This window comes from Achromobacter sp. SD115 (assembly GCF_017355315.1).
Classification (GTDB): Bacteria; Pseudomonadota; Gammaproteobacteria; order Burkholderiales; family Burkholderiaceae_B; genus Achromobacter; species Achromobacter xylosoxidans_B.
This window is the reverse complement of record NZ_JADIJM010000010.1, coordinates 127732-139312: the sequence shown is the minus strand read 5'-3', so window position 1 is coordinate 139312 and position 11581 is coordinate 127732. Positions and strand designations below refer to the sequence as shown.

Annotated in this window: 11 protein-coding genes and 1 tRNA gene; 10 read left to right on the top strand and 2 right to left on the bottom strand. The window is 66.1% G+C overall.

What is annotated here, in order from left to right; all coding sequences use genetic code 11:
* Positions 1-47 precede the first annotated feature (47 nt).
* The 6 genes from IPU70_RS16245 to IPU70_RS16220 all read left to right on the top strand — a co-directional run bounded on the left by IPU70_RS16245 (position 48) and on the right by IPU70_RS16220 (position 6480).
* Positions 48-1469 (top strand): YadA-like family protein, encoded by a 1422-nt coding sequence (locus IPU70_RS16245; protein ID WP_207468670.1) that lies wholly within the window; start codon positions 48-50, stop codon positions 1467-1469.
* Between the two features lie 86 nt (positions 1470-1555).
* Positions 1556-2497, top strand: coding sequence for a LysR substrate-binding domain-containing protein (locus IPU70_RS16240; RefSeq protein ID WP_013391958.1), 942 nt, complete (start codon positions 1556-1558; stop codon positions 2495-2497).
* 81 nt (positions 2498-2578) lie between these two features.
* Positions 2579-3976 carry a VOC family protein gene (locus IPU70_RS16235; RefSeq protein WP_207468669.1) on the top strand — a complete coding sequence of 466 codons (1398 nt, stop codon included), beginning with the start codon at positions 2579-2581 and terminating at the stop codon, positions 3974-3976.
* Positions 3973-5148, top strand: coding sequence for an alpha-hydroxy acid oxidase (locus tag IPU70_RS16230; RefSeq protein ID WP_207468667.1), 1176 nt, complete (start codon positions 3973-3975; stop codon positions 5146-5148). Before IPU70_RS16235 ends, IPU70_RS16230 begins: the two co-directional genes overlap by 4 nt.
* Before the next feature lie 100 nt (positions 5149-5248).
* A complete protein-coding gene (locus tag IPU70_RS16225) occupies positions 5249-6238 on the top strand; it encodes a tripartite tricarboxylate transporter substrate binding protein (protein ID WP_207468665.1) in 990 nt (329 codons plus the stop codon).
* A 157-nt stretch (positions 6239-6395) separates the two neighbouring features.
* A tRNA-Leu gene (locus IPU70_RS16220) sits at positions 6396-6480 on the top strand.
* Between the two features lie 109 nt (positions 6481-6589).
* Here IPU70_RS16220 and IPU70_RS16215 read toward each other — a convergent pair.
* Positions 6590-7840: an NAD(P)/FAD-dependent oxidoreductase gene (locus IPU70_RS16215; RefSeq protein WP_207468663.1), complete on the bottom strand. Its 1251-nt coding sequence runs from the start codon at positions 7838-7840 to the stop codon at positions 6590-6592.
* A gap of 170 nt (positions 7841-8010) precedes the next feature.
* Entirely contained in the window at positions 8011-8250 is a 240-nt protein-coding gene (locus tag IPU70_RS16210) for a hypothetical protein (protein ID WP_207468661.1), read from the bottom strand.
* Between IPU70_RS16210 and IPU70_RS16205 the strand changes: the two genes are divergently transcribed.
* The 4 genes from IPU70_RS16205 (at position 8249) to IPU70_RS16190 (ending at position 11569) form a co-directional block, all read left to right on the top strand.
* Positions 8249-9370 (top strand): ABC transporter ATP-binding protein, encoded by a 1122-nt coding sequence (locus IPU70_RS16205; protein WP_242702531.1) that lies wholly within the window; start codon positions 8249-8251, stop codon positions 9368-9370. The two genes, IPU70_RS16210 and IPU70_RS16205, sit on opposite strands and share 2 nt — an antisense overlap.
* Before the next feature lie 89 nt (positions 9371-9459).
* Complete coding sequence (locus IPU70_RS16200; RefSeq protein ID WP_207468657.1) at positions 9460-10458, top strand: NAD(P)H-quinone oxidoreductase; 999 nt, start codon at positions 9460-9462, stop codon at positions 10456-10458.
* A gap of 15 nt (positions 10459-10473) precedes the next feature.
* The gene (locus tag IPU70_RS16195) at positions 10474-11088 is read left to right on the top strand and encodes a glutathione S-transferase (RefSeq protein WP_207468655.1); all 615 of its coding nucleotides are present in this window, start codon (positions 10474-10476) and stop codon (positions 11086-11088) included.
* Positions 11089-11098: 10 nt separating this feature from the next.
* Positions 11099-11569, top strand: a complete 471-nt coding sequence (locus tag IPU70_RS16190; RefSeq protein WP_207468653.1) for a type II 3-dehydroquinate dehydratase — start codon at positions 11099-11101, stop codon at positions 11567-11569.
* The last annotated feature ends 12 nt before the right edge of the window (positions 11570-11581 follow it).

The following is an 11581-nucleotide window of genomic DNA, read 5'->3' as shown; positions in this document are numbered from 1 at the left end:
ACGGGGCGCGTTCTGCCGGTCCTGAACAATAAACAATCAATATTCACATGAAAAACACATATGCAATTCTGGCCGCCAACGGCTTGTCGGTGGCAGTTCTGGTGGGCGCGTTGGCGGGCGGGTCGACGGCGCAGGCGCAGACCGCGCCGCCCGTGAAGTGGGACGGCAGCAACCTTGGCTACGGGCCGGGCGCCGGCCAGGGCGTGACGGGCAAGAGCAATCATGCGATAGGCAAGAGCGCTGGCACCAACGTGACCGGCAGCAATAACATCGGCCTGGGCAACGGCGCGGGCAAGGACGTGAGCACCAACTGGAACGTCGCTATCGGCGAGGGCGCGGGTTCCAAGGTTGGCGGCAAGAACGCCAACCAGGCCATCGGCTACTACGCCGGCACCAATGTGCAGGGCGGCTGGAACCAGTCGTTCGGCCGCAGCGCCGGCCAGAACGTCACGGGCGACTACAACGATGCCTATGGCTTCTGGGCCGGCACGGACACGGTGGGCAACAACAATGCCGCCTATGGCACCAACGCGGGGCGCAACGTCACCGGTAACGGCAACTCGGCCTTCGGCCAGGAAGCCGGCCGCAATGTCGTCGGCGACGGCAATCTGGCGCTGGGCCAGAACGCGGGCCAGAACGTGGAAGGCGAAGGCAATCTGGCGCAGGGCAAGAACGCCGGGCAGAACGTGACCGGCGCCAACAACCTGGCCGCCGGCGCCTACGCGGGCTATGGCGTGCACGGCGACGGCAATACGGCAAGCGGCCTGGCCGCCGGCCGCGAGGTCGTCGGCAACAACAACGTGGCGCAGGGCACGGCCGCGGGTTCGGGCGTGCGCGGCAGCGACAACGTATCGATCGGCTCGAATGCCGGGCGCGGTTCGGAGGCGGATCGCAGCGTGTCGGTGGGCGCGGAATCGTCCGCGGCCACCCAGAGCGTCGCGGTGGGCGCCGGCGCGGTCGCGGCGGCGCCCAACAGCGTGGCGCTGGGGGCCGGTTCCACCGCAGCGCGCGGCGCGCAGGAAAACTACGCGGCCTATGGCATGGCGCAGCCCCAAAGCTCGGCAGGCGAGGTGAACGTGGGCGGGCGCCAGGTGACGGGCGTGGCGGCAGGCAGCGAGGACACCGATGCCGTCAACGTGGGGCAGTTGCGTGCCGCCAGCAGCGCGAGCGAAGCGCGAGTGGGCGCCGTCGAACACTCCTTGCAGAACCTGCGCAGCGACCTGGATTCCCAGGAGCGCATGCTGAGCGCGGGCGTGGCCGCCGCCATGGCGACGGCCTCCCTGCCGCAAGCCTACTTGCCGGGGCGCAACATGCTGTCCCTGGCCGGCGGCACCTGGAACGGCGAGTCCGGCTATGCCATGGGGCTGTCGCGGGTTTCCAGCGGGGGGCGCTGGGTCTACAAGGTGTCGGCCAACGGCACCTCCCGCGGCGACTTCGGTGGCGCGGCGGGGGTGGGATACCAGTGGTGATGGCGGGCCTGCGATAATGCCGCAAGCGCGGCGGCCGGCGATGAGACGCGGGCCGCCGCCAGCACAGGCATACCCGGATCGGCCCCATGGAAAAGCGTTTGATGCCATCGATGATGGCGCTGCAATGTTTCGAGGCGGTGGCGCGGCACATGAGCTTTACGCGCGCCGCCGAGGAACTGCATATGACCCAGAGCGCGATCAGCAAGCAGATCGCGCAGCTGGAGGCGCTGCTGCGCAATCCGCTGTTCCTGCGCGTGCGGCGGCGCCTGCAACTGACGCCCGCCGGGGCTTTGTACCAGTCCGAGGTCAGGGCCATCCTGAACCAGGTGGACATGTCATCGCGCTACATCCTGACCTACGGCAGCGAGACTCAGGTGCTCACCATTGGCACCCAGCCCACCTTCGGCGCGCGCTGGCTGATCCCGCGCCTGCAAGGCTTCATGGCCGCGCATCCAGACATCCAGGTCAAGGTGCGCAGCGAAACCCGGCCCTTCGACCTGATGCAGGCCAAGATCGACATCTCCTTTTTCTTCGGCCACGGCACCCTGCCGGGGGCGCAGTGCCGCGAACTGTTCGAGGCCGAGGTGGTGCCGGTGTGCGCGCCCGGCTTTCTGCCAGGCGACAGGGTCGACAGCCTGGAAGCATTGAGCGCGCAGGCGCTGATCCAGTGCGCCTCGCGCCCGGAGGCCTGGCACGACTACTTCTCGCGCCAGCAATTCCAGTCCGACCGCAGCTACCACGGTCCCCGCTTCGACACCTTCTACATGTGCGTGCGCGCCGCCGAAGGGGGCTGCGGCGTGGCGCTGACGCCGCGCCTGCTGGCCGAAGAAGAGCTGCAGGCCGGCAAACTGGTGATTCCCTGGGATTACGTGCAACCCAGTGATGGCGCGTACTTCGTGGCGTATTCCGAGCACTCGGCCGAAGTGCCCAAGATCAAGCAGTTCGTCGCCTGGGTGGAAGGTGAAGCCGCGCGCAAGCGCGAGCGCGACGCCCAGCGGACGCGATCCATGAAAAAACGGACTGATTAAGCCAATTTTTTTCATTTGATTGCGGTCGCGGCGCATGATGTCATGCGGGCCATCCTTGTTTACCGATGTGCCGAGCCCGCCATGAGTCAGAATTTCGTCAATCCGGATCAGATCCGCGCCTGGTTCTCCCGCGCCATGTCCGACATGTACAAGTCGGAAGTGCCGCTGTACGACACGCTGCTGGACCTGGTGGCCCAGGTCAACGCCCAGACCCTGGCAGCACAACCCGAACTGGCTGCACAGCTGGCGCGCACCGGCGAGATTGAGCGCCTGGACGTCGAGCGCCACGGCGCGATCCGCGTCGGCACCGCGCAGGAGCTGGCCAATATGCGGCGCGTGTTCGCCGTGATGGGCATGCAGCCGGTGGGCTATTACGACCTGTCGCCGGCCGGCGTGCCGGTGCATTCGACCGCTTTCCGCGCCACCCACGAAGCCTCGCTGCAGGCCAGCCCGTTCCGCGTCTTCACCTCGCTGCTGCGGCTGGAACTGATCGCTGACGAGGCGCTGCGCGCGAAGGCCGCCCGCATCCTGGCCGCGCGCCAGATCTTCACCGCGCGCGCCCTGGAACTCGCCGCCGGCTTCGAGGCGCGGGGCGGGCTGGATGAAGCCGATGCCCGCGAGTTCGTGGCCGAAGCCCTGCATACCTTCCGCTGGCACAGCGAGGCGACCGTCAGTCTGGAAGACTACGAGGAACTGCACGGCCAGCATCGCCTGATCGCCGACGTGGTGGCCTTCAAGGGGCCGCACATCAACCACCTGACGCCGCGCACGCTGGACATCGACGAGGCCCAGGCCGAGATGCCGCGCCGCGGCGTGTCCGCCAAGGCCGTGATCGAAGGCCCGCCGCCGCGCAAATGCCCGATTCTGTTGCGCCAGACCAGCTTCAAGGCGCTGGAGGAAGCGGTCCTGTTCGCCGGCGCCGACGGCCAGTCCGCGGCCGGCAGCCACACGGCGCGCTTCGGCGAGATCGAGCAGCGCGGCGTGGCGCTGACCCGCAAGGGCCGGGCGCTGTATGACGAATTGCTGGACCTGGCCCGCAGCCGCATCAGCGGCGCGCCCCACGAAGGCAACGCCGCCGCCTACATGCAGAACCTGCAGGACTGCTTTGCCGCGTTCCCGGACGACTACGAGCAACTGCATGCGCAAGGGTTGGCGCACTTCCGCTATTTCCTGACCGGCAAGGAGGGCGGGGATCCCGACGCCGGCCTGCAAGACCTGATCGCCCAAGGCTACATCCGCTTCGAGCCGCTGGTGTACGAGGACTTCCTGCCCGTCAGCGCTGCCGGCATCTTCCAATCCAATCTGGGCGACAAGGCCCAGGCAGAGTACGTACAGAACGCCAGCCAGGCCGCCTTCGAGCAGGCCCTGGGCGCCCAGGTGCAGGACGAGCTGGCGCTCTACCAGGACACGCAGGATCGTTCGCTGGACGCCTGCATGCAGGCGCTGCGCGCGCAAGCCGGCTCGCCGGTGGCTGCATGAGCCGTCTGGACCGCTGCCTGTCCGTGCGCGACTTCGAGCGCGAAGCGCGGCGCATCATGCCGCGCTGCGTCGAAGGCTACGTGTGTGGCGGCACCGAAGACGGCGCTTCGCTGACCGAGAGCGTGCGCGCGCTGGGCGAGGTGGGCTTTCGTCCACGCGGGCTGCGCGTGGTCGACCAGCGCAGCAGCCAGGTCGAACTCTACGGCCAGAGTTACGCCATGCCGCTGGGGTTCGCGCCTACCGGGTTCTCCGCCATCGTCATGCACGAATGCGACCTGGCGTTGGCGCAGGCGGCCCAGCAGGCCGGGATTCCGTTCATCATCAGCGGCGCTTCCAGCGTGCCGCTGGAACGTTTGCAGCAGGCCACCGGCAAGCGCTGCTGGTACCAGGCCTATCTGCCGGGCAACACCGAGCGCATCGGCAAGCTTATGGCGCGCTTGCGCCAGGCCGAGATCCCGGTGCTGGTGGTGACCATCGACACCTGCGTCGGCGCCAACCGCGAAAACCTGCAGAAGCTGTCCTTCACCGTGCCCTTCAAGATGAGCCCCAGCGTCGTGCTGGACGGCATGCGGCATCCGCGCTGGAGCTTCAATGTCTTTCTGCGCACGCTGCTGGGCAGCGGCGTACCCAGGTTCTCGAACCTGTACGAGGAAATCGGTCCGCCCATCACCCAGGACCCGCCCAACGGCTTTCGCGGCGAACGCGACAAGCTCTCGTGGGAGCACATCCGCTGGATCCGCGAGAACTGGCCGGGCAAGCTGGTGCTCAAGGGCGTGATGCATCCCGACGATGCGCGCCTGGCCTACGCGGCGGGGGCCGACGGCGTGATCGTGTCCAACCACGGCGGACGCCAGCTCGACGGCTGCATTGCGCCCTTGCAGGCGCTGCCCGACGTAGTGGCCGCGGTGCCAGCCGGTTTCCCGGTCATGGTCGATGGCGGCTTTCGCCGCGGCTCCGACGTGCTCAAGGCCGTGGCCCTGGGCGCGCGCATGGTCTTCACCGGCCGGCCCCAATTGTTCGGCGCGGCCGTGGCCGGCAGCGCCGGCATCCGCAAGGTCGCGGAGATATTCCGCAGCGAGATTTCGACCAACATGGCGCTACTGGGCTGCGCCACGCTGGCCGACCTCACGCCAGACCTGATCACGCCCTTACGGCCAGCAGGCTCCGCCTGACCCGGGCGGCGGCGCCGCTCCGGGCTGGACTGCCCGCACAACAACAAAAAAAACGGTGCGCATGCCCATGCGCGCCCATTCGTTTTCGACAGGAGGAAACATGAAGAAGCTCTATACCAAATTGGCCGGCGCGGCTGCAGTGCTGGCGTGCATCGCCAGCGGCCCGGCGCAGGCCCAGGCCGGCGCCTATCCGACCAAGCCGGTGCGGCTGGTCGTGGGCTACGCCCCGGGCGGCACTACCGACATCAGCGCCCGCATGATCGCCGACGTGCTGGGCAAGGAATTCGGCCAGACCTTCGTCGTGGAGAACAAGCCTGGCGCCAACAGCAACATCGGCGCCGAGTCCGTCGCCCGTTCGGCGCCCGACGGCTACACCCTGTTCGTGGGATCGATTTCCACCGCGATCAACCAGTCGCTGTACTCCAAGATGTCCTATGACGCGCTCAAGGACCTGGACGCCGTCGCCTTGCTGAACGTGGTGCCCAACATCCTGGCCGTCAACGCCAGCGTGCCGGTCAAGTCCGTGCAGGAGTACATCGCCTACGCCAAGAAGAATCCGGGCAAGCTAACCTGCGCCTCGCCCGGCAACGGCTCGTCCGCCCACCTGGGCTGCGAACTCTTCAAGATGAAGACCGGCATAGACATCCTGCACGTTCCGTACCGCGGCAGCGGCCCGGCCGTGGCCGACCTGCTGGGCGGACAAGTCGACTCCATCTTCGACAACTTGCCGCCGCTGCTGCCGCACGTGCGCGCCGGCAAGCTGACCGGCCTGGCCGTCACCACTGGCAGCCGCGTGCCGTTCGCCTCGGAAATCCCCACCATCGCCGAATCGGGCGTGGAAGGCTTCGACGTGGCGGCTTGGTTTGGCGTGTTTGCGCCGGCTGGCACGCCGCCGGAAATCGTCCAGAAGGTCAATGCCGCCATCAACAAGGCCCTGACCTCCGACGCCGCCCTGGCCGCCAGCTACCAGACCAACGGCTTCCTGATGCCCCCGCCGCCCAACACGCCGCAAGCGTTCAAGGCCTTCATGGAAAGCGAAACCCGCAAATGGGGCGAAGTCGTCAAGGCGACCAACCTGCAGATCAACTGATAGGCGAGGGGTGGGGCGGCCCGCGGCCCCTCTGGAGCGTTCTTGGGGACGGATTGGTGGCGCCGCAGCGACATAGCGGTACGGAATCACCCGATTTCCGATTTGCGTGATAGAATGTTCGACTTTCCAGGAAAGCACGCTTTTCTGGCTGAAGTTAGCCGACGTGGTGAAATTGGTAGACACGCTATCTTGAGGGGGTAGTGGCGAAAGCTGTGCGAGTTCGAGTCTCGCCGTCGGCACCAAGAATTCGATGTTCCAGCATTACCGGGAGCATCTGCAAAAAAACCCGCATTCTCAATAGAGATGCGGGTTTTTTGCATTCGGCCTGGGGCAAGCTGCCCGCCGAGTCCGTCACTCCTTCTTGTACGCCAGGTAATCGAGATGGATGCCGATATGGTCGGCGATGTAGCGGGCATCGTGCCAGACGCCCCAGATGAAGGACGAACTGCGGTTGGTGAGGTTGGGCAGGCCGAGGAAGTAGATGCCTTTTTCGGCCGAGATGCCACGCTTGTGGATGGGGTAGCCGTTCTCGTCGAAGGTGTCGACGTCGATCCAGCTGAAGTCGACCTTGAAGCCGGTCGCCCACAGGATGGTCTTGATGCCGGCCTCGGCCAGGTTCAGGCTGAGGATGGGGTAGGTAAGGCACTCCGGATCGGGCAGCAGTTTCCAGGCATCAGGCTCGGGCGGCAGGTCCAGGCCGTTCTGCTCGATGTAGGCGTCGGCTTCGCGCAGGACTTCGAAGTAGTCGGCGTCGCCCTGGGCGATGTCGCGGCCGAGGTTGTCGGCGAAGTGCAGCACGCCGTTCTCGTAGGAGGTGGTGATGCCCACGAGCTGGATGCCGTCGCGGGCCAGGCGCCGGAAGTCGACGGTCTTGCCGTTTTCATAGCCGCTCACGGCGAAGGCGACGTGTTCGCGCTTGGGCTTTTTCTTGACTTCATCCCACATGCCCAGCGCGCCCAGCCACCAGCAGTAGTCGCGTTCACGGTAGGAGCGCGGCGGACGGTAGTGTTCGCCCACCGACAGGTAAACGGTGCGGCCGGCCTGGCGCAGTTCTTCGGCGATCTGCGAGCCGGAGGCCCCGGCGCCGACCACGAGCACGGCGCCGTCGGCCAGTTGGCCCGGGTTCTTGTAGGCCGAGGAATGCAGCTGCTGGATGCCGGCGCTTTCCGGCACGATTTTCGGGAAGGTGGGGACCTGGAAGGGGCCGGTCGCGGCGACCACGTGCTGGGCCTCGATAGTGCCTGCGGAGGTGGTGACGGTGAAACCCGGGCGCTTGTCATTGCGCTTGACGCGCAGGACTTCGACGCCGGTGCGCACCGGCGCCTTGAGCATCTTGGCGTAGTCTTCGAAGTACTGGGCCATGCGCTCCTTGGGCGGAAAGACGTCGGGCCCGACGTCATCGAATTTCAAGCCGGGAAAGCGGTCGTGCCAGGCGGGGCCGTTGGCGACCAGCGAGTCCCAGCGTTCGGAGCGCCAGCGTTCGGCGATCCGCTTGCGTTCCAGCACGATATGCGGAACCCCCATGGCGCCAAGGTGCTCGCTCATCGCGATGCCGGCCTGGCCGGCGCCGATCACCAGCGTATTGGTTTTTTCAATTGACATTGCAAGATCCTAAGAAATACCGAGACCCTGGTGCGTCTCGAGGCTGACACGAAGATCAAGGACAAGAAGGCCGACGAACCGCGCGCAGGATTCAGGTGCGTGCTGAACGATAGGCACGCAGTGTGATCCTGAAGCCCGGAGTTGATAACTTCGTTTTTCGGACGGCTGACTTAGGAAAAAGCAAAGGTGTCGGTTTGCGCGGGCGGCGAGAGCGACCACGCCTGCGGCATCGCGATTTCGTTTTTCCGATGGCCCCCATCAGCATCGGCAACGCACTGCAAAAAGGGCTTTGCCGTATTCTTGAATCCACCAGAACGCTGATGTCGCACCCTTGCGTGCCATGCGGCCACCGCCTGTTTTTCCCGGGATTTTTGCGTCGGGAGACTGAACTCCATGAGTGCAGCAGCCATGCCGAATCGCCCCTTTGCCTCCGATAGCTCCAGCGCGGTCAGCCTGGAGGGAGTGGTCAAGAAATACCGTGATCACACGGTGCTGCAACAGGTGTCCCTGAACATCGAGCGCGGCGAGTTCCTGACGCTGCTGGGCCCGTCGGGCTGCGGCAAGACCACCTTGTTGAACCTGATCGCGGGCTTTGCCGACGCGGACGGCGGCGAGATCTTCATCGACGGCAGGCCGGTCACGGCACTGCCGCCGTATCAGCGCCAGATCGGCATCGTGTTCCAGAACTACGCGCTGTTCCCGCACATGACGGTGGAGCGCAACATTGCTTATGGCCTGCGGATGCGGCGCGTGCCGGCCGCCGAGATCGAGCAGCGGGTGCGCGAAGCCATGACCCTGGTCAAGCTGGACGGATTGGGCGAGCGCAAACCGCGCGAGCTCTCCGGCGGGCAGCAGCAGCGGGTGGCGCTGGCGCGGGCGCTGGTGATCCGTCCCAAGGTGCTGTTGCTCGACGAGCCGTTCTCCGCGCTGGACAAAGGCTTGCGCGGCGCCATGCAGGTGGAGATCCGCGATATCCAGCGCAAGTTGGGCGTGACGACGATATTCGTCACCCATGACCAGGGCGAAGCCCTGAGCATGTCGGACCGCATTGCGGTCATGAGCCAGGGAGTGATCCGGCAGGTCGCAGCCCCCGATGAGCTGTATCGCAATCCGCAGGATCCTTTCGTGGCGTCGTTCCTGGGCGACGTCAACATCCTGCCCGCGCACTATCACGGCTCCAGCGCTGAAACCATCCAGTTGCGCCTGGGCGGTGGGCTGACGCATATTCCCCGCCACCGTCTGGTGGGCGGCTCGCACGAGGGGCACCGGCTCGATCTCTACGTGCGGCCCGAACATATCAAGCTGGAAAACCTGCATAGCGGGTCGGTCCTGAGCGGCACGGTCGTCAATCACGTTTTCCAGGGCGACCACGTGGATCTGTACCTGGAGGTGCATATCCCCGTGGAAGGACGCCAGCACGTCATGGTGCGCACCTCCGATCTGAATTGCATCCATGAATGGCCCGTGGGCGCCGTGGCGGGGCTTGCGCTGCCCGGCCACGGGGTCAGCGTCTTCAAGGCATCGTCCTGAAGACAGGGTTATCGCACGAGGTTCCACCCTTCCTGGCGGCCGCGCCTGCGCGGCCGCCCAGTTTCCATTCGTCCGCGAGGCACCACGCCATGAACCAGATCCCTGTTGAAATGCAAGCCGTCATCGCCCGCGAGCCCGGCGATGCCACGGTGTTGACGCTGGCCAGCCGGCCGGTACCCAAACCGGGGCCCGGCGAAGTGTTGCTGCGCGTGCATTCGGCCGGCATCAACCGGCCCGACATCATGCAGCGCCAGGGCTTGAGCAAGCCGGCGCCCGGCGTGACCGACGTGCTCGGACTGGAGGCCTGCGGCGAGGTGGCCGCTTGCGGCCCCGGTGTGCCGGAGTCCTTGCGCGGGCAGCGTCTCATGAGCCTGTTGGCGGGCGGCGGCTATGCGCCGTGGTGCGTGGCGCGGGTGGATCATTCCCTGCCTGCGCCCCGGGGGCTGGACGACGCGGAGGCGAGCGCCTTGCCGGAAGGGCTGTTCACCGTCTGGCACAACCTGTTCGAACTGGGCCGCCTGCGCATGGGCGAGACAGTCCTGATCCACGGCGGCGGCGGCGGCATCGGCACGCTGGCCATCCAGATGGCGCATGCCGCCGGCGCGCGGGTTGTCGTGACCGATGGAGAACGTGACCGCTTCGACGCTCTGCGCGAGCTCGGCGCCGCCGAGGTGATCTGCTTTCACGACACGGATTTTGTGGCGGCCTGCGACACCCTCACTGAAGGCCGTGGCGTCGACGTGGTGCTGGATATCGTCGGCGGCGACTATGTGCGGCGCAATCTGCAGGCGCTGGCATTCGGTGGACGCCATGTGAGCCTTTCCTTCCTGCAGGGATCGGCCGTCAACGTGGAACTGCTGACGCTGATGCAAAAGCAGTTGAGCCTGCATTCCTCGACCATGCGCCCGCAGACCGATGCCGAGAAAGCCCGCATGGCCGCCGCGCTCAGGCGTCACGTGCTGCCCTTGGTGGCCGCCGGCCGCATCCGACCCAAGATGTCGCAAAGCCTGCCCCTGGCCGACGCCGTGCGCGCGCACCAGTTGCTGGAGAGCGGCAAGGTGTTCGGCAAGCTGGTCCTCAAACCCTGACATCCGGAGACTGGATTGAAACTACTCTATGCCCCGACGTCCCCCTTTGTGCGCAAGGTGATGGCTTGCGCGCACCTGACCGGCCAGGCTGAACGGATCGAATGGCTAGCCAGCGCTGCGCATCCGGTGAACCGCGATGCGCGCATCGCCGCCCACAATCCGCTGGCCAAGGTGCCGACCCTGATCCTGCCGGACGGCAGGGCGCTCTACGACAGCCGCGTGATCTGCGAGTACCTGGCCGGCGCCGCCGGCGACACGCAGCTGTTTCCGGCTGGCGAGGCGCGCTGGCTGGCATTGACGCGCCAAGCGCTGGGCGACGGCCTGCTGGATGCCGCGCTGCTGGCGCGCTACGAACACACGGCCCGACCGGCCGAAATCCAATGGCCGCAGTGGCGCGAGGCGCAGCTGGTCAAGGTGCAGGCCTGCCTGACGGAAATCGAGGCGCAGGCCGACAGTCTGCCGCAAGCGCATCCGAGCATCGGCGACCTGACCATCGGCTGCGCCTTGGGATATCTGGATTTCCGTTTTCCCGAGCTGGACTGGCGCGCTGCGCATCCACGCGCCGCAGCGTGGTTCGCCGAGTTCAACCAATTGCCTGCCATGCAGGCGACCCTTCCCCACGAAACCTGAGACAGCCGCCATGACGACGCCGAGCGCGACCCCATCATCCTCCACCGTCTGGTTCCTCAACGGGCCGAACGCCAATCTCTACGGACTGGATGCCAACAAGACCTACGGTTCGGACAGCTTTCCCGTGTTGCAGCAACGCTGCGAAAGCAAGGCTGCCTCGTTGGGCATCCAGCTGAACTTCGTCCAGTCCAACTACGAAGGCCAGCTGGTCGACTGGATACAGGAAGCCCGCGGCAGCGCGCAGGGCGTCATCATCAACGCGGCCGGCCTGACCTATTCATCGGTGCCCATCCTCGATGCCTTGCTATCCTTCCCGGGCAGGATCATCGAGGTCCACATGAGCAATATCTGGCGGCGCGAGGCCTTCCGCCATCAATCGTATATTTCCAAGGCCGCCGATGGCGTCATCGCGGGGTTGGGCGGCGATGGCTATGAACTGGCCATCGAGGCCATGTCCCGCCTGATAAACCGCAGTACCTGAGGTAGACCGCCC

What these genes read in the sequence shown, in the direction of transcription:
- IPU70_RS16245 (WP_207468670.1), top strand. Translation starts at nt 48, where the DNA reads ATGAAAAACACATATGCAATTCTGGCCGCCAACGGCTTGTCGGTGGCA.
- IPU70_RS16240 (WP_013391958.1), top strand. Translation starts at nt 1,556, where the DNA reads ATGGAAAAGCGTTTGATGCCATCGATGATGGCGCTGCAATGTTTCGAG.
- IPU70_RS16235 (WP_207468669.1), top strand. Translation starts at nt 2,579, where the DNA reads ATGAGTCAGAATTTCGTCAATCCGGATCAGATCCGCGCCTGGTTCTCC.
- IPU70_RS16230 (WP_207468667.1), top strand. Translation starts at nt 3,973, where the DNA reads ATGAGCCGTCTGGACCGCTGCCTGTCCGTGCGCGACTTCGAGCGCGAA.
- IPU70_RS16225 (WP_207468665.1), top strand. Translation starts at nt 5,249, where the DNA reads ATGAAGAAGCTCTATACCAAATTGGCCGGCGCGGCTGCAGTGCTGGCG.
- IPU70_RS16215 (WP_207468663.1), bottom strand. Translation starts at nt 7,840, where the DNA reads ATGTCAATTGAAAAAACCAATACGCTGGTGATCGGCGCCGGCCAGGCC.
- IPU70_RS16205 (WP_242702531.1), top strand. Translation starts at nt 8,249, where the DNA reads ATGCCGAATCGCCCCTTTGCCTCCGATAGCTCCAGCGCGGTCAGCCTG.
- IPU70_RS16210 (WP_207468661.1), bottom strand. Translation starts at nt 8,250, where the DNA reads ATGGCTGCTGCACTCATGGAGTTCAGTCTCCCGACGCAAAAATCCCGG.
- IPU70_RS16200 (WP_207468657.1), top strand. Translation starts at nt 9,460, where the DNA reads ATGAACCAGATCCCTGTTGAAATGCAAGCCGTCATCGCCCGCGAGCCC.
- IPU70_RS16190 (WP_207468653.1), top strand. Translation starts at nt 11,099, where the DNA reads ATGACGACGCCGAGCGCGACCCCATCATCCTCCACCGTCTGGTTCCTC.